The following is a 23,921-nucleotide window of genomic DNA, read 5'->3' as shown; positions in this document are numbered from 1 at the left end:
TCCGCGAGTCCGCTCCCGGTACCCCCGGGACGGTCCCGGACCGCATCCGGTCACTCCCGACGGGAGGGAGGTCGTCAGTCTCCCGATGCCGACTCCTTCGGGATCCCGAAGGAACCCGTGGGCGGGTCCGGGTTGAAGAACGGGACGTGAGCGCTGGGGGCCGAGCGCGGGCCGTTCCCGCCCTTGGCCGGGGTGTTGACCACCTCGTTCACCAGGCTGGGCAGGGTGCGTGGATGAAGGCTCTTGGTGCGCAGTCGGTCTAGGGCCACACGGAGCACCCCGGGTTCGAAGCCTTCGCCGAGCAAGCCCTCCGTCTGCCGCTCCACCTGCCTGATCACTTCCCGGGGCGGTCGCTGGACGCAGTTGGCCACATACTCGGAGACGAGGTCCGTGGAGGAGACCGGGGAGACCGGGGAAGGTGTGGGCGCGGGGCGCCCCATAGGTACAGATCCAGGATCCAAGATCCTAGATCCAGGCGGTGATCCCTCACCGAGGTCTCCGTGAGCCAGCGATGAAGCCTCATGGAAACCCGTTTGACCTGCGGATTCTCTAGCCGTCGAAGCCGGTCCGTCTTCCGGTGCGGTGGATGCCCCGCCTGGGGGCGGAGCAAGTCGCGTCAGGGCTCCGGCCGCGAACCCGTTGGACGCGGAATCGGACGAATCGGTACGCGTGAGCCCTCCATGAGGGTTCACTGAATGCCTGCCCGCCTCGTCGTCCGCAGGAGGCGGGGAGGCCGCGCTGTCGGCGGGGCACCGCGATGACCGGCACCGTCCACAGTGCCGCGCGGCCTGGTGAGCCGGGCACCGGGGGAGACGCGACTCGGACGGTCTGTTGATCTTCTGGTGCCGCTCCCACGTGACGATGTGGAGCCAGGTGCGTCCGTCGCAGCAGGTGTACCGGCAGATCAGCCCGGTCTCGGCGAGCTGCCGCAGGTCCTCTTCCACGTCGGCCGCCGTATGCCCCGGGCGCAGTGCCCACAACCGTCCGGTGACGATCGCGGCGTTGTCCCGGAAACGGCCGGAGTCGTCGGCCTGGGTGAGCAGGCCGAAGAACGTCAGTGCGGCGGTCACGCTCACCGCGGCGAGGTCTTCGGATTCGAATGCTTCGGGCTTGATGGTGCGTATGCGGGACAAGGTGGAGACGGTCCTTACCCGACGGTCTGCTGACCGCCGTTGTTCGTGAAAGGGGTGAGGAAGCGAAAGGGCGGACGACAACACAGCCACACTCACCCATGGAAGTCCAGCCCCATCTCTACCGGCAGAAAAGCGGGGCGGGACTGTCTGCCGGGGGCTATTGAAAAGCTAAGCGGAGATCCCCGGTTGCCGAAATCGCCAGTGGGCGGGCCGGGCTGCGGAGGGAGCGCCGGGCGGGGGTTTATAGCAGTAGATCACCGGTTCACCAAACCGGTGATCGTCCGGATGATTGTTGAGTACCCCCAGAACAGCGACCTGGCCGATGAGGCGTTCGCCCAGCCCCAGGTCGGTGATCGCCCCCCACCCGCCCCTAGGAACCACTTACCGATCCCTGCCCGCGGTCTCCCCGGAAAGCTGACCGTCGACCAACTCTGTTCCGACCTCGCGATCTCACGATCGACCTTCTACGACTGGCGCAAGAAGGGAACAGCGCCGCGCTGCATACGCATTCCCAACGGCGCGCTGCGCATCCGGCGTACCGACTACGAGAACTGGCTCGCCGACCGTGAGGACCGCGCGTGAGCAACCGGTCCTTCAAAGTCCGCTTCTATCCCACCGAGGTCTACAGGGGAAAGCGGAAGACCAGTCACACCGTCCGCTGGTCCGTCAACGGAAAACGCCACGGGCAGAGCTTCGCGACGAACGCGCTCGCCGAATCCTTCCGCGCCACCCTGCTCGTCGCCGCGAACAACGGCGAGCCCTTCGCTGCGGACACCGGTCTGCCCGCATCGCACACCCCACCCGCCGCCGAGGCCACCTGGTACGAGTTCGCCCTCCAGTACGTCGACACGAAGTGGCCCCGCATCTCCGCCAACAACCGCAAGAACACCGCCAAGGCCCTCACCAAGGTCACCCTCGCCCTGCTCCGCACCGACCCGCCCGAACGGTTCGACCCCGTCGACGTACGCCGCGCCCTGCGCGAGTACGCCTTCAACAAGCTCCGCCGCGACGAGGCCCCGCCCGAGGCCCGCGCCGTCCTGGCCTGGATCGCCCGCAACTCCCTGCCGATGAGGGCCTGGGAGGACACCAAACGGGTCGACCGGGCCCTGCGCGCACTGGACACCCTCCTCGACGGCAGCCGTGCCGCCCCCAGTTCGGTCAAGCGCGAGCGACGCGTCCTGAACGTGGCCCTGAAGCACGCCGTCCGTCAGCGGATCCTCACCGCGAACCCACTGCCCAAGGGGAATGACGACGACACGGCCCCCGTCGTCGCGGGGGCCGTGGACAAGCGGTCGTTGCTCAACCCTGCCCAGGTGGCCGCTCTCCTCGCCTGGATCGCCACCCGCCCCCGGACCGGCCACCGCCTCCACGCCTTCTTCGCCACCCTCTACTACGCGGGTCTGCGCCCCGAGGAAGCCGTCGCCCTCCGCGTCGACGCGGCCACCCTGCCGGTCGACGGATGGGGCGAGCTGATCGTCCACACCGCCGAGCCCGAGGTCGGCAGCCGCTGGACCGATGACGGCCGGGTCCACGAGACCCGCCACCTCAAGGGACGGGCCGAAGGCGACACCCGGATCGTTCCCGCCCATCCGGCGCTCGTCGCGATCCTCCGTCACCTGATCGGGGAAGACGGGCTGAAGCCCGGCGACCTCCTCTTCCCCAGGGAGAAGGGCGGACTCCTCGCCGGATCCGTCTTCCGGCGCGCTTGGAGCAAGGCCCCCCAGGCCTTGCTCCCGCCCCATGAGTACGCGTCACCGACCGGCAAGCGCGTGTACGACCTCCGCCACACGTGTCTGACCACCTGGCTGAACAACGGGGCGCCGCCCGCGCAGGTCGCCGAGTGGGCGGGCAATAGCGTGCCCGTCCTGCTGACCACGTACGCCCGCTGCGTCACCGGCCAGCTCGCCGAACTCCAGCAGCGCATCGAAGGACCGCAGCGGCTCCCCGAGACCTCCTCGCAGTGGACAGCCCCGTCCCGAAACTTGGGGAAGTTTTCGGGAAGAACAGCCACCGGAAGCCGTCTCCAGCCGTCCACAACCGGACTCCCGCTCACCCTGCCGGGGAGTTCCCCGGGGCCGCCGCCAAGCCCTCGCCGTCCCCGCTGAGAAGCCCCTGACCAGCAAAAACACCCTCCCGATGGGAGGGTGGCGCAGGCGGAAAGGAAGAGCGCCCCCGGCAGGACTCGAACCTGCGGCCAAGCGCTTAGAAGGCGCCTGCTCTATCCACTGAGCTACGGGGGCCGGGTGGTGGCCGGGTGGCCTGGCGTCCGGACGGGTGGCCCGGGCCGTGCTGGGACAAGGATAGGGCTCCCGGTTCCTCGTACCCGGCGCTTCGCCTCCGTGCCTCGATGTGGAGGTTCGGTGAAGCGGTCCTGATAATCGCAGGCAGGTGCGAATCGTGCATCGCTTTTGACGCTCTGCGTCCCGGGTGTTGTGCACTCGTTATGCCCCCGCCCCGCCCGTGCGCCCCGTCCGTGTGTCCGATCGGCCGTTTCCCGGGTGGTGATCGGCGCGCAGGGTGCTCATATGCTTCAGAATGTTGTCAAAGTTGGGCATTCTTCCCGTGTGGTGACCCTGGAGGTACGGCCCCAACTGCTCGACGCCCTCTCCGCCCTGCGCGAGCGCGTCGCCGCCGCACGCTTTCCGCTGCCCCTCCCGGGTGCGCCCCGTGCGCGCGCCAACCGGGACGAGCTGCTGGCCCAACTCGACGACTACCTGGTACCCCGCCTCAGGGACCCGGACGCCCCGCTCCTCGCGGTGATCGGGGGGTCCACCGGGGCCGGGAAGTCCACCCTGGTCAACTCCCTCGTGGGCCGCCAGATCAGTGAGGCCGGCGTACTGCGGCCCACCACCCGGGTGCCCGTCCTGGCCTGCCACCCGGACGACCACCACTGGTTCAGCGGGCTGCGCGTCCTGCCCGGGCTGACCCGGGTCTGGCTGCCCCCGCAGGACCACCTGGGCGCCCCCGGCTACGGGGACCTCCAGGCGTCCGGCGGGCGCCGGGCCGGCGAAGGGCAGCTGAGGGTGGAGACCGCCAGCGCCCTGCCCCGGGGGCTGGCGCTGTTGGACGCACCCGACATCGACTCCCTGGTGGCGGAGAACCGGAGGTTGGCCGCCCGACTGATCTGCGCGGCCGACATCTGGATCATGGTGACGACCCCGGCCAGGTACGCCGACGCGGTCCCCTGGCACCTGCTGCGCACCGCCAAGCAGTACGACGCGACGCTGGTGAGCGTGCTCGACCGGGTGCCCCACCAGCTGGTGACCGAGGTGTCCCGGCAGTACGCCGCCCTGCTGACCAAGGCCGGGCTCGGTGACGTACCCCGCTTCACCGTCCCCGAGTTGCCGGAATCGACGGGCGGCGGAGGGCTCCTGCCCCACACCGCGGTGGCCCCCCTGCGCGCCTGGCTGACCCAGCGGGCCCAGGAGCCGGGGGCCCGCGCGCACACCGTCATCCGTACGGCGGGCGGCGCCCTCGCGGCGCTGCGCTCCCGGATGCCGGAGCTCGCGGGCGCGGTCGCCGCCCAGCACGCCGCCGCGGTCCGGCTCACCTCCGTCGTCGAGGAGGTGTACGAGAGCGAGCACGCGCGGGTGCGGGGGCGGCTGCGGAACGGGGCCGTGCTGGCCGGGGACGCCCTCAAGCGCTGGCGCAGCTACCCCCTGGACTGCGGCCCGGGTGAACTCCTCGACGCCCTGGTCGAAAGCACGAGCGCCCTGCTGCTGTGCTGCGTCACCGCCGCGGACGAGCGCATCGCCGAACGCTGGCGCAGGGAACCGGCGGCGGGCGCACCGGTGCTGACGGCGCGTGATCCCGCGCAGGAGAGCGCCGAGCACCGGGTGGGCATGGCGGTGCGCCGGTGGCGCCGGGAGTTGGAGGAGTACTGCGAGGACGAGGTGCGGGACCTGGACAAGGCGCTGGCGCCCGACCCCGAGGCCGTCGCCGCGATGCTCGCGGTCCACCTGCTGGGCGGCCGGCGGGGACGGGCCGCGGGGGAGAGCCTGGCCGAGCGCATCGGGGCGCAGAGCGCGCTGCGCCTGCGGGACCGGGGCGGTCGGCTCGTCAGCGACTACGTGGAGAAGGTGTTCCACGGGGAGCGGGAGCGCCGGTTGGCCCCCCTGGACGCCCTGGAGGTCCACGCGGAGCCGCAGGCGGAGCTGATCGCCGCGCTGTCGGTGCTCCAACGGGAGCAGGGCCGTCCGGCCCGCGACGGGCGGGCCGGACGGACAGAGCAACAGGGGCGGAGGGAGAGGTGACCGAGGTGACCGCGGTGACTGACCACACCAACCACGACAGTCGCACCGATCAGCCGGGCCACGGGGGCCGTGCGGAGCACGAGGTGCGCGCCGACTCCGTGTCCGACGAGCCCCCCGCGCACGCGGGGGGCGGTGCGGACGGGAGCGGGCGCCGGCTCCCTTCCGGCCACGCCGGCCAGCCCGGCGGCGCCACCGGAGGGGCGTCCGACCGCGGCCCCACTCCGCCGGGCGCCACCCGTTCGGGCGATGCCTCCGGAGCCCACGACGGTGACGGCGGTGTGTACGGCACGCACGGCGGCCACCGCCCGAGCGGTGCGGGCGGCCCCGGGGCGGAGGCGCCCGACCCGGGCCGTACCGGTGCGGCGGACGGACCGGACCGGGACCGGGGCGGGCCGCGGCACGGCGGCGGTGCCTCGGCGGAGGGCACCGGCTGCGTCGCCGAACCGGTGTGGGACGACGGTCTGATCGCCCGTCGGACCACCGGGGCCGACGAACTCGCCGCAGCCGTCGGCACCCGCCACGAGGACGGCCCAAACCGCCCCGCGCCCCCGGGCTCCGCCCCCGTCGTCTTCGAGCCGCAGCTCCGGGGCCGCCTCGACGCGCTCCGGGAGCTGGTCGGCCTGTCCCGCGCCCGACTCGAACGCTCCGCCCTGGCCGAAGCGGGGCGGGTGCTGGACGAGGCCGCGGCCCGCCGCAGGCTCTCCGACCGGCACACCGTGGTGGCCCTCGCGGGCGCCACCGGCAGCGGCAAGTCGACGCTGTTCAACACGCTCGCCGGGGTGACCATCTCCGACACCGGGGTGCGGCGGCCCACCACCTCGTCCCCCATCGCCTGCACCTGGACGGACGGTGCGGCCGGGCTCCTGGACCGGCTCGGCATCCAGGGCCGGCTGCGCCGCCGCCCCCTGGCCCACGCGCACACCGAGACGCCGCTGGACGGGCTCGTCCTGATCGACCTCCCCGACCACGACTCGGCCTCCGTCGCCCACCGCGAACAAGTGGACCGGGTGCTCGCCCTGGTGGACGCCGTCATCTGGGTGGTGGACCCGGAGAAGTACGCGGACGCCGTCCTCCACGAGCGCTACCTGCGGCCGATGGCCGGGCACGCCGAGGTGATGTTCGTGGTCCTCAACCAGGTGGACCGGCTGCCCGTGGACGCCGCCGACCAGGTGCTGGACGACCTGCGGCGGCTCCTGGACGAGGACGGCATCGCCCTCGGCGAGCACGACGAGCCGGGGGCCACGGTGCTCGCCCTCTCCGCGCTCACCGGCGAGGGCATGGACCAACTGCGGGAGACCCTGGACCAGTTCCTGCGCACCCGCAGCGCCGCGGGACGACGGATCGCGGCCGACGTGGACGCGGCGGCGTCCCGGCTGCGCCCGGTCTACGCCGCCGCCGGTCGTCCCGGGCTCACCGAACGCGCCCGGGACGAGTTCGCCGACCGGCTCTCCGAGGCCGTGGGGGCGAGCGCGGCGGGCCAGACCGCCGAGCGGGCCTGGCGCCGGCACGCCCACACCGCCTGCGGGACGCCGTGGCTGCGGTTGTGGCGCTGGTACGAGTCCCGCCGCGACCCCGTGGCGATGTTCGCCGGGACGCCGCTGCCCGTCGACGAGGAGGCCACCGCACGGCAACGGGTGGAGCAGGCGGTGCGGACGGTGGCCGAGCAGGCCGCGTCGGGACTGCCCGTGCCCTGGGCGTCGGCGGTGCGGGAGACGGCGGTGCGCGGTGCGGTCGGCCTGCCGGAGGCGCTCGACGGGCTCACCGAGGAGGCGGGGGCGCCGCCCCGCCCGCCGCGGCCCGGCTGGTGGCCGGTCGCCGTGTTCGCCCAGGCGTGCATGACGCTGCTGCAACTCGTCGGAGCGCTCTGGCTGGTGGCGCAGATCGCCGGGGTCATGGCGCCGAACCTGGGGGTTCCGGTCCTGCTGATGGTCATCGGCATCGTGGGCGGGCCCTGCGTGGAGTGGCTGTGCAGACTCGCGGCCCGGGGGCCGGCCCGGCGGTACGGGGCGGAGGCCGAGCGGCGGTTGCGCGAGGCCGCGGCGGCGTGCGGGCGGGCCCGGGTGCTCGATCCCGTGGCGGCGGAACTCCTGCGCTACCGCGAGGTGCGCGAACAGTACGCACGGGTCACGGGAGCCGTTCCGGCGCGGGGCGGGCTGGTGGGAGCCGTGGACGGGGACGGCACGGCGCTGAGGTCTCACCCGTTCGGGTGAGCGAGTTATCCACAGGGCCGGGGGAGTGCACAGGGCTCAGCGGGAGGTACGGAAACCGGGGACTCTGGGGCGTGCGGTCGGAAGACGGTGGGTCGGTCCCGTCCCGGCCGCACCGTGACCCGTACGGCCGGACCGTACGGGCACGGACGTGACCCGAGGGGGTACGGGATGAACGAGACGCTGGTCACGGTGGTCGGGAACGTGGCGACCGCGCCGGTCTTCAGGGAGTTCGGGACAGGCCGGGTCATCAGGTTCCGACTCGCGGTGACCTCCCGGTACTGGGACCGGACGGGCGGGGCCTGGGCGGACGGGCACACCAACTTCTTCACGGTGTGCGCGTGGCGCGCTCTCGCGGAGAACGCCATGGCCTCGCTCTCGGTGGGCGAACCGGTGGTGGTGCAGGGCCGGCTGAAGGTGCGCCAGGACGACCGGGGCGACGGCAAGCAGTGGTTCGCGGCGGAGATCGACGCCAGCGCCATCGGCCACGACCTCTCCCGGGGAACGAGCACCTTCCACCGCACGAGGACGGCGGTGCAGCGCGGGGGACCCGCGGACGGGGCGGGGGAGCCGGCCGCGGTCCGGTCCCGGACGGCGGACCCGTGGGACGGCGGGACCGTGGCCGGAGGCGTTCCGGCGGCGGTGGACGGGGTGCCGGTGGGCGGAGGGCTGGACCCGCTCGCGGTCTGAGCTGCCCTCGGTGCGTGCGTGCGGCGCGGAGGCCGGAGGGGCTCCGCACCGCACCCGCCCGCGGGCGTCGTGGGCCGGTTGTCGGCGCACGGTCAGGGACCGTACGGCAGGGTTGATTTGTCGATACGCCCAGGTCGGAGGTGAGGAGGCGATAACGATTCCGAGTCGGAACGGTTATCCGACCGTATGTGTGGGGCGGTCAGTGCATGGCGTTTCTTAGGATGCCGGAACAGCTCAAGGAGCGTCTGATTCTGCTGGTGAGGACCTCTCCCCACGCCAACGGACCTCACCCGAAAGGGAATTCCGTGTTTGCAGCCAGCTCCCCTCTCAAGAGGGGTGCCGTTCGCCTCGCCCTCTCGGCCACCGCCTCCGGCATGCTCACCGCGGGCATGGTGGCCGGCGCCACGGTGGCCCGCGCGGAGGGCGAACCGCAGGGCCGGGGCGGTGCCGCGGCGACGCTCAGCGGGCTCAAGCTGTCGGGCGAGGCGGTCGTCCGGCGGGGGGACGAGGAACGCCGGGTCCAGGCCGGCCTGTTCGAGATGGCGGTGGACGGCGGCGGCACCCTGCGGACGTACGGCGTGGACCTCGACATGGCCACCCAGTGGGACGCCGAGTACCGGGAAGCCTCCTGGTCGAGCACCTCGCTGGGTGCCAACAGCGCGACCGGCAAGATCCGTTGGATCCTCCAGAACTCCTATCCGCAGGTGAACGACCTCGCCGACCTCGCCCGCCGGGCGGGGGCCGAGGGCCTCACCGAACAGGACGCCGCAGCCGGCACCCAGGTGGCGATCTGGCGCTACTCGGACGGCCCCGGCGCGCGGGTCCGTCCCCGGGACGGCGCGGCACGGGGGGACGCGGCAGCCGTCCCGCGGATCACCGCGACCGATCCGCAGGCCGAGCGGCTCGCGGACTACCTGGAGCGCACGGCGCGGAGCCTGCCCGAGCCCGTCGCGTCCCTGGCCCTCGACCGGACGACCTGGGCCACGCTGCTGACCGGGCCCGGGACGGAAGCCTCGCAGGGCCCGGCCGAGGAGTCCGGCACCGGACCGGCCGCCGAGGACCACGCCGCCGGGGCCAAGGAGCGCCCGGACGGGCCCGCCCGGGCGGCCGGGAGCGGAACGGAGCGCAAGGACGGCGGCCGGGTCGGCCCGGTCACGGTGCGCTCCGGCGGCGAGCGGGTGACGGTGACCGCCGATCCGGCCGCCCTCGCGAGCGGGGTGCGGATCGTCGACGCCCGGGGGGACCGGGTCACCGCCGCGGGCGACGGCGACCGGCTCTACTTCGACCTGCCCGAAGGGGTGACGGCGGGAGCGGCGACCCTGGTGGTGCAGACCTCGACCACCGTGCCGGTCGGCCGGGCGTTCTCCTCGGGGAGCCGCAGCCAGACCCAGGTGCTCGCCGGCTCCAGCGAGTCGACGGTCTCCGCGACGGCCGAGGTGAACTGGGCGGGGAACGGCCCGATACCCGCCGTCTCCACCGAGAAGGACTGTGCGGACGGTTCCCTGTCGGTGACGGTGCGCAACGCCGGTGACGAGGAGTTCACCACGGAGCTGATGGGGAAGCGCACGGTGGTCGCCCCCGGACGAACCCGCACCGTCCCCATACCGCTCACCGAGGACCAGAGCTACGCCTTCTCCATCGCGGGCCCGGACGGCCACCAGCAGCGGATCAGCGGCATCCTCGACTGCCGCACCCGCAGCGGCGAAGTCACCGGGACCCGGGTCATGACGGCACCGAGCCCCGCCACCGCGGTGGACGCACCCGAGACGCGCACCCCCCGCTCCACGGACCTCGCCGCCACCGGCGGGTCGGCCGCCACCCCGGTGATCGCCGGGACGGCGATCACGCTCGTGGTCGGAGGCGGCGCCGTCATCCTCTTCCTGCGGACCCGGGACTCCCGGCCGCGGAGCTGACCCGGCACGGTCGGTGCCGGGGCGGCCCACCGGCTCGTCCCGCCGTGCCGGCGGACGGCGAGCGGGGATTTCGGTTGGTGCGGGCAGGTGCGGCAAGATGGGTACGTCTGCCCCTCATGCGGCGGAGTCACATGCCGAGTCACATCGAGTCACATGTTGACACTTCAGGTATCAAGCTGTCGGACGGTTTCTCTTGGCTGAGTACATTTACACCATGCGCAAGGCGCGCAAGGCGCACGGCGACAAGGTGATCCTCGACGACGTCACCTTGAACTTCCTCCCCGGCGCCAAGATCGGTGTCGTCGGCCCGAACGGCGCCGGCAAGTCGACCGTGCTGAAGATCATGGCCGGCCTGGAGCAGCCGTCGAACGGCGACGCGTTCCTGTCCCCCGGCTACACGGTGGGCATCCTGCTCCAGGAACCCCCGCTGGACGAGTCCAAGACGGTCCTGGAGAACGTGCAGGACGGCGTCGCCGGGATCAAGGGCAAGCTCGACCGCTTCAACGAGATCGCCGAGCAGATGGCGACCGACTACTCCGACGCGCTGCTGGAGGAGATGGGCAAGCTCCAGGAGGAGCTGGACCACGCCAACGCCTGGGACCTGGACGCCCAGCTGGAGCAGGCCATGGACGCCCTGGGCTGCCCGCCCGGGGACTTGCCGGTCACCAACCTCTCCGGTGGCGAGAAGCGCCGCGTCGCGCTCTGCAAGCTGCTGCTGGAGGCCCCCGACCTGCTGCTCCTCGACGAGCCCACCAACCACCTCGACGCCGAGTCGGTGAACTGGCTGGAGCAGCACCTCGCCAAGTACGCGGGCACCGTCGTCGCGATCACCCACGACCGGTACTTCCTCGACAACGTCGCCGAGTGGATCCTCGAACTCGACCGGGGTCGTGCCTACCCGTACGAGGGCAACTACTCCACCTACCTGGAGGCCAAGCAGAGCCGCCTCAAGGTCGAGGGCCAGAAGGACGCCAAGCGCGCCAAGCGGCTCAAGGAGGAGTTGGAGTGGGTCCGCTCCAACGCCAAGGGCCGCCAGGCCAAGTCCAAGGCGCGCCTCGCCCGCTACGAGGAGATGGCCGCCGAGGCCGAGAAGATGCGGAAGCTGGACTTCGAGGAGATCCAGATCCCGCCGGGCCCCCGCCTGGGCAGCATCGTGGTGGAGGTCAACAACCTCTCCAAGGCGTTCGGCGAGAAGGTGCTGATCGACGACCTGTCGTTCACCCTGCCGCGCAACGGCATCGTCGGCGTCATCGGCCCGAACGGCGCCGGCAAGACCACCCTGTTCAAGATGATCCAGGGCTTCGAGCAGCCGGACAGCGGCTCGATCAAGGTCGGCGAGACCGTCAAGATCTCCTACGTGGACCAGAGCCGCGAGAACATCGACCCGAAGAAGACGCTGTGGGCGGTCGTCTCCGACGAACTCGACTACATCAACGTCGGCCAGGTGGAGATGCCCTCGCGCGCCTACGTCAGCGCCTTCGGCTTCAAGGGGCCGGACCAGCAGAAGCCGGCCGGGGTCCTCTCCGGCGGTGAGCGCAACCGCCTCAACCTCGCGCTCACCCTCAAGCAGGGCGGCAACCTGCTGCTCCTCGACGAGCCGACCAACGACCTCGACGTCGAGACCCTGTCCTCGCTGGAGAACGCCCTGCTCGACTTCCCGGGCTGCGCGGTGGTCGTCTCCCACGACCGCTGGTTCCTCGACCGGGTCGCCACGCACATCCTGGCGTACGAGGGCGAGTCCAAGTGGTTCTGGTTCGAGGGCAACTTCGAGTCCTACGAGAAGAACAAGATCGAGCGCCTGGGCGCGGACGCGGCCCGTCCGCACCGGGCCACCTACAAGAAGCTCACCCGGGGCTGAGCGGCCGTGGCCCGTCACATCTACCGCTGTCCGCTGCGCTGGTCGGACATGGACGCCTTCGGGCACGTCAACAACGTGGTCTTCCTGCGGTACCTGGAGGAGGCCCGGATCGACTTCATGTTCCGGCTGGCGCCCGGTGACGGGTCCCCGTCGTTCTCCGGCGGCTCCGTCGTCGCCCGGCACGAGATCGACTACGTCCGTCCGCTGGTCCACCGGCACGAGCCGGTCGTCGTCGAGTCGTGGGTCACCGGCGTGCGCAACGCGTCGCTGACCATCGCCTACGAGGTCAAGGACCACGAGGGCGCCGAGGAGGTCTACGTCCGGGCGTCGACGGTGGTGGTCCCGTTCAACCTGGACACCCAGCGGCCCCGGCGGATCACCGAGGAGGAGCGGTCGTTCCTCCGGAAGTACCTGGCGCCCGGCGCCGACCAGAAGGAGGCCGTGCAGGCATGAGCCGGGCGGTGGACTTCGCCGACGGCGGGGAGGCGGCCGACCTGGCCGCCTTCCTGGTCAGGCTGCTCCACTACGACCGCGGTGCGGCGGTCCGCCTCCAGGCGGCGGGCACCGCACTCGCGGTCTTCGGGCGCCCGCCCTCGTTCGAGGTGCTGGCCATCCGCACGGCTCGGCTCGCCACGCCGTACGCCCACGGCACCGAGGACGCGCTCGACACCACGGTGTCGGCGGGCGAACTGCTGGAGTCGATCGACGAGGCGGCGGGCACGGCCCGGATACCGGAGGCGGTGACCGGCCCGCCGTGGGCCGGTGTGCTGCCCCCGCGCGGTGGCTGGCAGCCGGAGCCCGGACTGCCGTCCGCCGCGGCGGTGCGCACCATGGTGGCGCAGGCGGTGGCCGACTTCCGGGCCCGTACCGAGGGGCTGGCCACGGGCGACCGCAGCCGGGCGGTGCTGGACCGCATCGGGCGGGAGGTGTGGTCCCGGCCGCTGGGCGACAGCGACCTGCCGGTACGGGCCGCGCACGCCGCCCAGGCCCTGGGGTTCCTGCCCGGCACCCCCGCCGCAGCCGAGGCGCCGCTGGCCCTGTTGGCCAGCGGCACCTGGCTGCGGTTGCGCACCCCGTTCGGTTCGGTGGCCGTCCGCCGCGTCGGTGCCGGCAGCCTGACCGTCACCCCGGCCTAGCGTCCGGCCCCGCCGGTGGAGGGCGTGATCAGGCGTCGGGCCAGACCCCGATGTGGTCCTCCTCGCGCTTGAGGAGGACCCGGTCGCGCATGCTCAGGCTCTCCGTGTACTCGGCGGGGAGCTGGAGCCGACCCGCCCGGTCGAGCATCGCGTACTCCCGGGCCACCAGGGACTCCACGCCGGTGGCCGCGTCGACCTCGGTGCGACGCAGCACCTCCGTGGAGGTGCGGCCGTCCCGGATGGCGACCGTGCGGCGGACCTCGGAGGCGACGGCCTGGTCATGCGTGACGATCACGACGGTGGTGCCGAGCTGTTCGTTGGCCGTGCGGAAGGCCGCGAAGATCTGCTCGGCGGTGTGGGAGTCGAGTTCCCCGGTCGGTTCGTCGGCAAGCAGCACCGAGGGGCCGTTGGCCAGGGCGACCGCGATCGCCGTCCGCTGCTGCTGACCGCCGGACATCTGGTGCGGGTGTCGGTCGCGGCAGTCGGCGACCCGCAGCAGCCGCAGCAGGTCCACGGCCCGCTCGGCCCGGGCGCGTCGCCCCCGAGGCCCGCCGCGCCCGCCGTGCAACTGCATCGGCAGCGCCACGTTCTGAGCCGCCGTCAGATAGGGCAGGAGGTTGCGGGAGGTCTGCTGCCAGACGAAGCCCACCACGTCGCGGCGGTAGGCCAGCCGCTCCTTGGCGCCCATGGCCAGCAGGTCCCGGCCGGCGACGCTCGCGGCGCCCGCCGTGGGTTCGTCGAGTCCGGCGAGGATGTTCATCAGGGTCGACTTGCCGCTGCCGGAGGCTCCGACGAGGGCCATGAGTTCGCCCTCGCGCACCAGCAGGTCCAGCCCCTGGAGGGCCTGCACCTCGACGCCGTCGGTGGAGAAGATGCGCACCAGTCGGTCACAGCTGATCAGCGCGTCGTGCCCGTAGGCGGGGCGCTCGCGGCGATCGGCGGCCCGTCGCTCCAACTCCGCGAGCGAGGTGCCCGGTCGCGGGGCGCCGGGGCCGTCCGGTCGGGTGGTGGTCATGGGTGCGCTCCCGGAGGTGGTCTGACGGTGGGGTGCTGGGGGCCGGCCGGAGCCGGGCGGGGTCATCGGTCGTCTCCCAACCGCAGTTCCCGGACCGCCTCGCGGCGCCCGGTCCACCACGCCTGCACGGCGGCGGTGCCCACGGTCAGGGCGACGACGGCGAGCGCGGGCACCACCAGCGACAACGGGTCCGGGCGCAGCCCGGGGATGCCGGCGGGCAGTCGGCCGCCGTGCGCGGCGAGCGCCACGGCCGTCAGATCGGTGCCCGGTGCCAGCAGCCGGACGGCCGCCCAGCCGGCGGCGATCCCGCCGGCGGCGGCCAGCAGCGCGGGCGGTAGCGACTCCAACACCAGGAGGCGGCGTCCGCCCCGCCGGGGCAGGCCCATGGTGCGCAGCCGGGCCAGCAGCGCGGTCCGCTCCGGGGCGGTGCGGGCCAGGGAGAGCAGCAGGGCGAGCGCGGCGAAGCCGGCGCCCGCGGCCACGGCGGCCGTGTAGACGCGTTCGGCACCGAGTTGGAGGGGCGAGTCGGTGTACCGGGCGCGCTCCGCCTCCCGCAGGTGGACCACGGCGTCCGGTCCGCCCGCGGTGCGGAGCGCGGCGGGGTCGAGGTTCCGGCCGGTGAGGAACAGGGCGTTCGGCCGCAGCGGACGCCCCAGCGCGTCGGCGTCCACGACCAGGAAGTGTTCGGTGGACATCGCCGGGGTCACCGGGCGGACCACGGCGATCCGCACCGTCAGACGCCGGTCGTCGACGCGCACGGTGACCGGGCCGCGGCCGAGGCGGGCGGCGGTGGCGGGCGAGGCGAGCACGGGGACGGCCCGGCCGTCGTCGTGCGCGGCCGGGCTCCGGACGAGGGCCCGGGCCGGGAACGCTCCCACGCCCACCCGGCGGGAGAGATCGGCGTATGGACGCGCGTTGACCACGGCCAGCGGCATCCGGGTGTCGGTGTCCCCGCCGCCCGCGGCCTCCGCCGCCTCCAGGGACCGCAGCGGATCGTCCTGCCCGGCCCCGTCCGCGGGATCGGCGCCGGTCACCTGGGCGTCGTAGTCGACGGCGACGGCCGTCATCGTCTCCACCCCCGGGGCCTGACGGACCCGCTGCGGCAGGTGGCGCGGGAAGGGGTACCGGCTGTCGACGCGGGCGTCGGCACCGGTCGCCAGCAGGGCCGCCCGGTCCCGGGTGTCGGCCACCCCGGCCAGGACGCTGCCGCCGAAGGCGGCCGTGGTCAGCGCGGTCAGCAGCGCCAGCAACGGCAGGGCCGTCGAGGACGCCCCGCGGGCCGCACGCGCCAGCGCCAGGTGCCCCAGCAGACCGCGCAACCGGCGGGCGGGGGCCGTGAGCAGCCGCAGCGGCAGCGGATACAGCCGGACCAGCAACAGCGCGGCGATCACCCCGATCAGCACCGGGGCCAGCGCCACCAGTGCGCCGCCGTCCTCGGCGCCCCGTCCGCGCAGCGTGGCGACGGCGCCCACCGCGAGGGCGAGCAGGGTGAGTTCGGCGACGGTGCGCCGCCGCGAGGGGCGCGCGGCGGTCAGGTCGTCGCGGTCCGTGCCGATGCGCACCGACCGGTGGTCGACCAGGGCGCGCAGCGGCAGCGCCAGACAGGCCACCAGGGTCACGGCCGCGGCGGCCAGCGCCGCCGGCCACCACCGCCCCCCGGGCAGGGCGAGCAGCGCGACCGTCAGGCCGGTCGCGCCGGCGGGCACCGCGACCACCGCGGTCTCCGCGAGCAGCCTGCCGGCCAGTCCCGGGAGGGAGGCGCCGCGAGCCCGCAGCACGGTCAGTTCGGCGCGACGACGCCCCGCGGCGAGGCCGCCGGCCAGCAGGAGCACCACCAGCGCCACGGCGGCCGTGCCCGCCACCGCCACGGTCACCAGGGGCATGACACCGTCACGGAGTGCGCCGTACCGGGTGAGGACGTCGTCCAGCTCCGTGTCGGCCACGGTGTTGGCGTCGACCGCGCGGCGCACCTCCAACAGGGCCGTCCCGTTGACGGCGGAGGCCAGGGCGGACTGGGCGCTCCCGAGGTCCGCGCCGGTCATTCCGTCGCTGCCGGGCGCGATCTGCCAGTACCGCTCGGGGGTGCCCGCGGTGCCCAGGAGGGCCGGGGCGGCATCGGGGTGCAGCAACAGCGCGCCGAGCCAGTACACCGGCGGATCGGGTTCCCGGGAGGGGACGCGGACCAGGGAGGGGGTGCGCAGCACCTGCTGCGTGGACCAGTAGGGACCCCGCGGGTCCCTGGGCGTGACGATGCCGGTGATCCGCACGGTCAGCGGGGAGCGGGCCACGCCCGGGACGCGGAGCACGGAGCCCGTCGCGATGTTCAGCCGGGCCGCGGTCTCCGCGGTGACGGCCGCTTCCACCGCGGGGGTGCCCAGGGTGACGGCGTCCTGGACCCGGGGCAGACGCCCGGTGCGGACCCGGGCGTGCGCGTCCAGGCCGTGCTGGGCGGCCAGCACGAACCGCGGGGACAGCCCTCGCGGACGGGGCAGCCACCGCTCGGACACCTCCGGCGGGTCGGCGGTGCGCACCCCGTACGAGGAGCGGGCGCGGTCCGCGGTGAGCGGGGCGGGCAGCGCGTCGACCACCGCGTCGTACCCCCGGCGCAGGGCGGCCCCGCGCAGCGCCGCCTCCCGCTCGGCGGCGGAGGCGCTGAGGCTGTGCTGCGGTGCGGTGAACCGGAGCGCGGCCTGCGCGGGGGAGGCGTCGGCCAGGGCGTGCCGCAGCCCGTCGTCGCGGAGGGAGTCCAGGGCGAGCGGGAACCCGGCGGCGAGCGCCGCGGCGACCGCGGCGAGGAGGGCCAGTGCCAGGGCGGCGCCCCGGGCGGTGCGTAGTCGGGTGCGGACCCACGGGGCGGGGAGCGGGCGCCGGCCGGCCGCCCCGGCCGGCGGACCGTCCGCTGCCGTGGGGGCGCCCGGTCCGGTGGGGTCGGCTGCCGGGTCGTGCACCGTTCGCTCGTTCACAGTCCGCCTGTTCGCCGCCCGCCGCTCCGCCGGCAGGTCGCTCGTCGTGGGCTCCGGGGCGTTGCCGGGGTCCCGGTGAGTGGGGTGTTCCACGGGGTGGGGGGCCGGCGCCGGCCGGGGGTCGCGGAGCGGGGGCCGGTGGTGTGCGGAGTCGTCGGGGTCGCCGGGTCCGATGCCCTCCGGGAGGCGGCCGTGCGCGGTCATCGCTCCACCGCCGCCGTGAGGGCGGTCGCCAGGTGGGCGGGCTGGCGGAGGGTGAGGGCCGCGGTGATGAGCAGCGGACCCGCGGCGACCAGTGCGAGCAGCAGCGCCACCCGGCCGGCGGGCAGTTCGACGAGGACCGGTGGCACGGGGCGGGTGGCGTCCGGCGTCAACAGGATCAACGGGACCACCGCCCGGGTCAGCACGGTGCCCAGCGCCGCCCCCACCAGGAGCGCCAGCCCCACCAGTACGCTCTGTTCCACCGCGACCAGTCGGGCCAGCTGGCGCCGGGGAGCGCCGAGGGCGCGCAACACGGCGAACTCGGCGGCGCGTTCGCGCAGCGCGCCGGCGGTGCTGACCCCGAAGCCCACGGCCGCGAGCGCCGCCGCCGCGATGGCCACCGCGGTCAGCGCCGCGCCGGGCCCGGCGCCCAGCGGGTCGTCCCGCAGGCCCTGGGCGATCTCGTCCCGCACCTGCACGGTGGCCGGGTCGGTGTCGGACCGGGCGCGCAGCGCCGCGGCGGCGTCCGCCGCCCGGCCCGGCTCGGTGTGCAGCCACCACTCGGTGGGCGACACCCCCGTGCCGTCCCGTTGGGCCAGGATGCGGTTGACCGCCGTGAGGTCCAGCAGCAGCGCCCCGCCGTCCCGGTCGCTCGCGGAGGCGGACGCGACGGGCCCGCCCCCCGGGCCCGGGGCGCTCGCGGGGCCCCGCTCCTCCGGTCCGGTGGTGGGCAGCGCACGCACGCTGCGGTCGATCCGCACCGGCACGTTGGTGCCGCCGATCGCCACCTCCACCCGGTCGCCGGTGCGGGCCCCCAGGACCTTCAGGTACTGGTCGGTGGCGACGGCCGAGACCTCCTCCGGCACCGGCCGCTCGGCCATCAACCGCACGGTCACGGTGTTCCCCCCGCCGGGCAGCCACAGCTCCTCGTCGGTGTACCCGGTGCCGTAGCTGGCGGTCAGCGAGGTTCCGGCGCCCTCCCGGACGGTGATCCTCGGCGGGGTGGGGCGGGCCGCCCCGGTCGCGGCGTCCTCCGCCCCGGTGGCCGAGGACTGCCCCTGCCAGCGGGTGCCGAGCCGCACCGCGCGGGCCGGCTCCCCGACCGAGGCCGAGGCGCGCAGGGCCTCCCACCCGAGCACGTGGTGCCGGGCGCGCCCCACCGGTTGGGGCGCGTCCAACTCCAGGCCGATGAGGGTCAACGGCCCGGCGGGCCCGCCGGCGCCGCCCGTCCCCAGCAGGTCGACGGGGAGCGTGCGGGTGCGTCCGTCGGCCGGCAGGGTCCCGGCGGACAGCCGGTACGAGAGCCCGTGGACGTCCTCCAGCAGGGCGGAGACCTGCGGCGGTTCCGGCCGCTCGGTGCCCTCCGGAGCCGCGTCGTCCCCCCGGTCCGCCCCGTCGGTCGGGTCGGCACCCAGCCGGAGGTCGAGTTCGAGGCGGGTGGTGCCGGGCGGGAGCGGGGTGCCGGTGGGCCCGGGGGCGCTCGGCGGCGCGGGGCGTCCGTCGGCGGGGTCGCCGAGGTCCTCGCGGGTCAGCAGGTGCCGGGCGCCGCGGGCGGTGTCCAGGGCGAGGATCGTCGCCTCGCGACCGCCCGACAACGGGGTCGTGGCCCGCAGCGCGGGCACCGCCTCCCGGACTCCGGGCAGCCGTGTGTACCGGCCGGCCTCCCCCAGCTCCGCCGCGCCGGCGGTCTCCACCCGCACCTGGGCGCCCGCCCGGAAGTCGGCCTGGTCCTCCTGGGAGCGGTCCCAGGACGAGCCCTGGCCGATCGCCAGGATGCCCATGGCCACCGCGAGGACCAGCAGCAGCACCGGCCCGGCCCCGCGCAGCGGCCGGCGGCTGAGCTGCCAGCCGGCGAGCGCGGCGATCAGCCCGCGGCCCCTGGCCGCCCGGCGCTCGGCGAGCCGGGCGGCGGGCGGCAGCAGCCGCAGGACCAGGACCGTGCCGGCGAGCAGGGCGAGCGCCGGCGCCACCACCAGCAGCGGATCGATGCCCACCCCGGGCTGCCCGGTCCGCCGGTCGAGCTGCCAGTAGGCCACGCCCGCGACCGCCACCAGCGCCAGGTCCGCACCGGCCCGCAGCGGCCCGGGCAGCGTCCGGGCCCGGCCCCGCTCGGCTCCTTCGCGGGTGAGCGCGGGCAGGGTCACGACGAGCGCGCAGCCCAGCGCGACGGCCCCGGAGACCAGCCACACCCCGCCGGAGGCCACGCCGTCCACCCGGAGCCCGATCCGGGCCAGCGCACCCTGCCCGGCGAGCCGTTCGGTCAGCGGTCCCGCCAGCAGCGGGGCGAGGAGGGCGGCGGGCAGCGCCAACATCAGCGCCTCCACCGCGGCGAGCGCGCCCACCCGACCGCGGGAGGCGCCGCGGGCCCGCAGCAGCCCGGTCTCCCCGGCCCGTTCGGTGCTCAGCAGCCGGGCCACCAGCAGCAGGGTGTAGCCGGCGAGCAGCCCGAGTTGCAGGGCCACCAGGAGCAAGGTGGAACGGGACACCAGGGTGGCGCGTTCGGCCCGGTCCAGGACCCCGGGCAGACCGGTGGTGACCTCCTTGCTGCCGCGGAGCGCGGGGGAGCCCCGCAGGCCGTCGGTGCCCTCCCGGGCCGCGTCGCGCAGCGCGTCGATCCGGTCGGTGGTCATCCGGGAGAAGTCGGCGACCGCGAGCCAGGCGGTCTCCCCGGAGCTGACCCGCCCCGCGTCGGCGAGCACCGCCGGGTCGGTCAGCAGCGGGCCGTAGGTGGCGAACGACACCTTCTGGGCGCCTCGGCCGCGCAGGGCGTCCAGCTGCCAGTAGGGGGATTCGGCGGTGACCGGGCGGTAGACGCCCACGACCCGGACCCGGACCGGGGGGCCGTCCAGCCGGTCGGTCAGGGTCAGGGCGGAGTCCGGCCCCCCGGGGCGCAGCCCCAGCTCCGCCGCGGCCGTCTCCGGCAGCGCCACCTCGACCTCGCCCCGGCGGGAGGCGTCGGGATGGCGGCCCCCGATGATCCGGACCTGACTGGCGTCGAGGGCGCCGAAGTGCGTGAGGTACGGGTTGCCCTCGCGGGCGGCGGGCGGCTGGAGGGAGCGGGGGAGCGCGTAGGGGCCGGAACGTGCCATGGTCCGGGTGGTGAACGGCAACCCGTCGAAGGCGGCGCGGGCCGCGTCCCAGACGGCTTGGCCCGCGGTCTCGGTGGCCTGCCGCTCGGCGGGCATCAGGGGCGCCCTGGCGATCAGCGCGGTGGCGGCGGTGTCCCGGGTCCGCAGCGAGTGGCGCAGTGCGGCGTCCCCGACGCCGCCGGAGAAGGCGGCGAGGGTCGCCAGGACCGTGGTCGTCAGGACCACGGCGATCAGTGCGGCGCCCAGCAACAGCCGGTGCGCCCGGACGCGCGCCAGTACGAACCCTGTCACTGCTTGTTCCGCCCCCGCGTTCCGCTGCTCGCCCTGCGTCGTTCCCACGTGCTCCCGCCCCCGCGGGCGCTCCCCGTGCGCCGGCGCGTGCGCGGGCCGGGCGTACGGGGGGCTCCTGGATGTTTTCAGAGTGTGCGGGGGAGCGGAAGGGGCCGCGGGGGCGGGGAACGCAATACGGGACGCCCGGCCCGCTCAGCGGACCGGGCGGGACGGAACGCGGGGGGACGGCCGTCAGGGGGCGTGGGCCGGGACCCCGCTCAGCCCGGCGTGTTGATCATCGAGGCGGCGGCGTACGTCATGTACCGCCACAGCTCCTCCTCGTGCTCGGGCGCGAGCCCCAGCTCGTCCACCGCGTCCCGCATGTGCCGCAGCCAGGCGTCGTGTGCGGCCCGGTCCACGACGAACGGGGCGTGCCGCATCCGGAGCCGGGGGTGGCCCCGCTGTTCGCTGTAGGTGCGGGGGCCGCCCCAGTACTGCATCAGGAACAGGGCGAACCGCTCCTCGGCGGGGCCCAGGTCCTCCTCCGGGTACATGGGGCGGAGCAGGGGGTCCTCGGCGACGCCCTGGTAGAACCGGTGGACCAGCCGGCGGAAGGTCTCCTCGCCGCCGACCTGCTCGTAGAAGGTCTGCTCCTGAAGGGTGCCGCGCCGAATCTCATTCACGCCCTCCATGGTCTCAGACGGCTCGGCCCAGGACCCGGGTCCTAGGTCCCGGCGGAGTGCGGGCACGGGCCCGGGCTCGGCGCAAGCGGGCCGCCGTCCGCGGACGGCGGTGGCGCCTCGTTCGCCCCCGGCGCGCCGACGCAGCACAGTGGAGGCATGGGCGCGCACCACCCCGGTCGTCCCCCGGACCCGTACGCGGACCTGGCCGACGTCGCGGCCGAGGCCCGGGCGGGCATGCTGCGGACGATCGAGGCCAGCGGGGGCTGGGACGCCGATCCGAGCTGGCGCACCGCCTTCGCCGAGGTGCCCCGGCACCTCTTCGTCCCCTCGTACTGGATCGGCGGGGGCAACGGCCACGACCTGCTGCGGGGCGGTGACCCGGACCCGGCACGCCGGGTCCGCTGGATGCGCGGGGCCTACGTGGACGCCCCGCTGGCCACCCGGCTGCGGGACGGGGAGCTGCTCTCCTCCTCCAGCCAGCCCTCGCTGATGGCCCGGATGCTCGCCGAACTGCGGGTCGGCGAGGAGGACCGGGTGCTGGAGATCGGGGCGGGCACCGGCTACAACGCCGCCCTGCTCGCGCACCGGGTCGGCGAGGAGCGGGTGACGACCGTCGACCTGGACCCGGAGATCACCGAGTCCGCGCGGGCCCATCTGCGCAGTGCCGGGTACGCGCCGACGGTGGTCACCGGGGACGGTGCGCTGGGCTGTCCCGAGCGGGCGCCCTTCGACCGGATCGTGGCGACCTGCACCCTGCCGTCGGTGCCGCGGGCCTGGCTCGCCCAGTGCACCCCGGGCGCCCTGGTCCTCGCCCCGCTGGCCACGGGACTGATCCGGCTCGTGGTCGACGGCCCCGAGCAGGCCGAGGGCCGCTTCCTGCACACCTCGGCGTACTTCGTTCCGCTGCGGGGCGCCGCCCGGCGGACCGAGGCCGTCCCGCCGGGGAGCCTGCCCCGCCGGGCGCTGCACAGCGAACTGTTCCAGTTCCTGCTGGCGCTGACGGCCGGCGTCCTGGACCCGCGCGACGCGCTCGGCCTGTGGCTGCGCGAGGGGCGACCGGCCCGCGAACGGTACGGCGTCACCGTGCGGGGGCCGTACGTCTGGAGCTGGTTGGACGACCCGGAGGGGCCCTACGCCTGGCCGCTGCCGGAGGCGTGACGGGCCCGGCAGCGGCGGACCGCCGTGGTGGTCCGACCGTCGGTGGACGGCCGGACCACGACGACGGGCGTTCAGCCCCGGTGGATGGTGATGGTCGTCCAGGCGCCCACGTGGACCCGGTCCCCGTCCTGGAGCGGCACCGGGATGTACGACTGGATCGGCTCGTCGGAACCGTTGACCGTGGTGCCGTTGGTGGACCCCTGGTCGACGATCGCCCAATTCCCGCCCGTCTGCTGCACCAGCACCGCGTGCTGGTGCGAGACGCCCGGGTCCTCCGGGGGCACCGCCAGGTCGATGTCCGGCACCTCGCCGGTGGCGTGCCGGCGGCGGCCGATGGTGATCTGGTTGCCGATGAGCTGGTGCTGCTTCTGCGGTGCGAACGCCGGCAGGTTCAACCCGGCGGCCTCCGGTCCGGAGCGCTGCATCATGGACATGAAGTACTCGCGGTCCGGGCCGATGGTGACCGACCAGGTGTCCGAGGGCGCGAAGCCGACCGGTCCGGCCTGGGCGTGCGGCGGGTGGCCGCCGCCCGGACCCGCCCCGGGGCCCGCGGGCCCGTTCGGGGCCGGCCCGGAGCCGGTCGCTGCCGAGGGCGGGGAGATGACCCAGTCGTCGTCACCGCCGAAGCCCTGACCGGGCGGCGGGGGCGGCGTGCCGGGCTGTCCGGCCTCCGGGAACCCCGGGTACGGCGGCGGGGCCGGGGGGCCGCCCTGCCGGAAGGCGGCGGGGGCACCCGGAGCGCCGGGCCCTGGAGGCGAAGGCGGCGGACCGGCCGGGTTCTCGCCGAAGGGCGGGAACGGCTCGGCGGGGCGGTTCACCGGGGCGGACCGGGCGCCCTGGTGCCCGAACGCGTCCTGCCCCGAGCCCATGCCGGGAGGTCCGGGCGGGCCGCCGGGATGGTGCGGTGCGCTCGGCGGGCCACCGGGGCCGCCGGGGCCCGGACCGCCCGGGCCGGGGAAGCGGCCGGGCGGCGGGCCGCTCTGACCGGCCGCCGGACGCGGGGCCACCGGGGTGTAGGAGGTCGCCTTGTTGGTGATGAAGTTCCACCGGCACTCCTCGCAGAACGGCGCCCCGCCCTCGCGGGGGGTCCGGCACTGCGGGCAGTACTCGGGCTGAGCGGGAGCGTGCCCACCGCCGGGTGCGCCGCCCGGTGCGGGCGGCGGGAAGCCGTAACCGGGCGGGGGCGGCGGCACGGCACCGTCGATGCGATGACCGCACACCTCGCACCAGTCGTCGGAACCCGAGTGGTGTCCGTTCGGGCAGGTCGGCATGTCGGCGCCTCCCCCTCTCCTCTTCCGGCACCCGGGCCGGAGCTCGGTCCGCCCGGCCGGGGCCGGGGCGGGGCACGGCGG

General features: G+C 74.8%; 16 protein-coding genes and 1 tRNA gene. 10 read left to right on the top strand and 7 right to left on the bottom strand.

The features are described from left to right. Positions 1–74 precede the first annotated feature (74 nt). Positions 75–1,133: a hypothetical protein gene (locus ACSMX9_RS07900; protein ID WP_445401096.1), complete on the bottom strand. Its 1,059-nt coding sequence runs from the start codon at positions 1,131–1,133 to the stop codon at positions 75–77. 285 nt (positions 1,134–1,418) lie between these two features. Between ACSMX9_RS07900 and ACSMX9_RS07895 the strand changes: the two genes are divergently transcribed. Both ACSMX9_RS07895 and ACSMX9_RS07890 read left to right on the top strand, forming a co-directional pair. Beyond that, positions 1,419–1,715, top strand: a complete 297-nt coding sequence (locus tag ACSMX9_RS07895) for a helix-turn-helix transcriptional regulator (protein WP_445401094.1) — start codon at positions 1,419–1,421, stop codon at positions 1,713–1,715. Then, positions 1,712–3,238, top strand: coding sequence for a tyrosine-type recombinase/integrase (locus tag ACSMX9_RS07890; protein WP_445401092.1), 1,527 nt, complete (start codon positions 1,712–1,714; stop codon positions 3,236–3,238). The genes ACSMX9_RS07895 and ACSMX9_RS07890 overlap by 4 nt, the downstream gene beginning before the upstream one ends. Positions 3,239–3,300: 62 nt before the next feature. Here the strand turns inward: ACSMX9_RS07890 and ACSMX9_RS07885 are convergent. Then, a tRNA-Arg gene (locus ACSMX9_RS07885) sits at positions 3,301–3,373 on the bottom strand. Between the two features lie 324 nt (positions 3,374–3,697). Here ACSMX9_RS07885 and ACSMX9_RS07880 point away from each other — a divergent pair. The 7 genes from ACSMX9_RS07880 (at position 3,698) to ACSMX9_RS07850 (ending at position 13,190) form a co-directional block, all read left to right on the top strand. After that, positions 3,698–5,386 carry an ATP-binding protein gene (locus ACSMX9_RS07880; RefSeq protein WP_445401090.1) on the top strand — a complete coding sequence of 563 codons (1,689 nt, stop codon included), beginning with the start codon at positions 3,698–3,700 and terminating at the stop codon, positions 5,384–5,386. 5 nt (positions 5,387–5,391) lie between these two features. After that, positions 5,392–7,596 (top strand): GTP-binding protein, encoded by a 2,205-nt coding sequence (locus ACSMX9_RS07875; protein ID WP_445401088.1) that lies wholly within the window; start codon positions 5,392–5,394, stop codon positions 7,594–7,596. A gap of 168 nt (positions 7,597–7,764) precedes the next feature. Then, a complete protein-coding gene (locus ACSMX9_RS07870) occupies positions 7,765–8,283 on the top strand; it encodes a single-stranded DNA-binding protein (protein ID WP_445401086.1) in 519 nt (172 codons plus the stop codon). 374 nt (positions 8,284–8,657) lie between these two features. Next, positions 8,658–10,196, top strand: coding sequence for a TQXA domain-containing protein (locus ACSMX9_RS07865; protein WP_445401084.1), 1,539 nt, complete (start codon positions 8,658–8,660; stop codon positions 10,194–10,196). 193 nt (positions 10,197–10,389) lie between these two features. Next, positions 10,390–12,054, top strand: coding sequence for an energy-dependent translational throttle protein EttA (gene ettA, locus ACSMX9_RS07860; RefSeq protein ID WP_351243183.1), 1,665 nt, complete (start codon positions 10,390–10,392; stop codon positions 12,052–12,054). A gap of 6 nt (positions 12,055–12,060) precedes the next feature. Next, a complete protein-coding gene (locus tag ACSMX9_RS07855) occupies positions 12,061–12,507 on the top strand; it encodes an acyl-CoA thioesterase (RefSeq protein ID WP_351243181.1) in 447 nt (148 codons plus the stop codon). Next, a complete protein-coding gene (locus tag ACSMX9_RS07850) occupies positions 12,504–13,190 on the top strand; it encodes a hypothetical protein (protein ID WP_445401082.1) in 687 nt (228 codons plus the stop codon). The genes ACSMX9_RS07855 and ACSMX9_RS07850 overlap by 4 nt, the downstream gene beginning before the upstream one ends. Before the next feature lie 28 nt (positions 13,191–13,218). Here the strand turns inward: ACSMX9_RS07850 and ACSMX9_RS07845 are convergent, their stop codons facing one another. From ACSMX9_RS07845 to ACSMX9_RS07830, 4 genes are all read right to left on the bottom strand, one after another. After that, complete coding sequence (locus tag ACSMX9_RS07845) at positions 13,219–14,205, bottom strand: ABC transporter ATP-binding protein (protein WP_445401080.1); 987 nt, start codon at positions 14,203–14,205, stop codon at positions 13,219–13,221. A 62-nt stretch (positions 14,206–14,267) separates the two neighbouring features. Next, positions 14,268–17,168 (bottom strand): FtsX-like permease family protein, encoded by a 2,901-nt coding sequence (locus ACSMX9_RS07840; protein ID WP_445401078.1) that lies wholly within the window; start codon positions 17,166–17,168, stop codon positions 14,268–14,270. Positions 17,169–17,368: 200 nt separating this feature from the next. Beyond that, the gene (locus tag ACSMX9_RS07835) at positions 17,369–20,749 is read right to left on the bottom strand and encodes an FtsX-like permease family protein (protein WP_445401076.1); all 3,381 of its coding nucleotides are present in this window, start codon (positions 20,747–20,749) and stop codon (positions 17,369–17,371) included. Between the two features lie 257 nt (positions 20,750–21,006). Beyond that, positions 21,007–21,420 carry a globin gene (locus ACSMX9_RS07830; protein WP_351243171.1) on the bottom strand — a complete coding sequence of 138 codons (414 nt, stop codon included), beginning with the start codon at positions 21,418–21,420 and terminating at the stop codon, positions 21,007–21,009. 147 nt (positions 21,421–21,567) lie between these two features. On the opposite strand from ACSMX9_RS07830, the gene ACSMX9_RS07825 reads away from it, so the two are divergent. Next, a complete protein-coding gene (locus tag ACSMX9_RS07825) occupies positions 21,568–22,569 on the top strand; it encodes a methyltransferase domain-containing protein (RefSeq protein WP_445401074.1) in 1,002 nt (333 codons plus the stop codon). A gap of 71 nt (positions 22,570–22,640) precedes the next feature. Here ACSMX9_RS07825 and ACSMX9_RS07820 read toward each other — a convergent pair whose 3' ends face one another. Continuing rightward, positions 22,641–23,840, bottom strand: a complete 1,200-nt coding sequence (locus tag ACSMX9_RS07820; RefSeq protein WP_445401072.1) for an FHA domain-containing protein — start codon at positions 23,838–23,840, stop codon at positions 22,641–22,643. Positions 23,841–23,921: the final 81 nt, after the last annotated feature.

Source organism: Streptomyces sp. LE64, from assembly GCF_052606915.1.
The sequence above is the reverse complement of the archived record's forward strand: the minus strand, read 5'-3'. Positions and strand labels throughout refer to the sequence as shown.

Excerpts from the sequence above, each read along its gene's own strand:
- ACSMX9_RS07895 (WP_445401094.1), top strand. The coding sequence starts at position 1,419 with ATGATTGTTGAGTACCCCCAGAACAGCGACCTGGCCGATGAGGCGTTC.
- ACSMX9_RS07870 (WP_445401086.1), top strand. The coding sequence starts at position 7,765 with ATGAACGAGACGCTGGTCACGGTGGTCGGGAACGTGGCGACCGCGCCG.
- ACSMX9_RS07865 (WP_445401084.1), top strand. The coding sequence starts at position 8,658 with ATGCTCACCGCGGGCATGGTGGCCGGCGCCACGGTGGCCCGCGCGGAG.
- ACSMX9_RS07850 (WP_445401082.1), top strand. The coding sequence starts at position 12,504 with ATGAGCCGGGCGGTGGACTTCGCCGACGGCGGGGAGGCGGCCGACCTG.
- ACSMX9_RS07845 (WP_445401080.1), bottom strand. The coding sequence starts at position 14,205 with ATGACCACCACCCGACCGGACGGCCCCGGCGCCCCGCGACCGGGCACC.
- ACSMX9_RS07830 (WP_351243171.1), bottom strand. The coding sequence starts at position 21,420 with ATGGAGGGCGTGAATGAGATTCGGCGCGGCACCCTTCAGGAGCAGACC.
- ACSMX9_RS07825 (WP_445401074.1), top strand. The coding sequence starts at position 21,568 with ATGGGCGCGCACCACCCCGGTCGTCCCCCGGACCCGTACGCGGACCTG.
- ACSMX9_RS07820 (WP_445401072.1), bottom strand. The coding sequence starts at position 23,840 with ATGCCGACCTGCCCGAACGGACACCACTCGGGTTCCGACGACTGGTGC.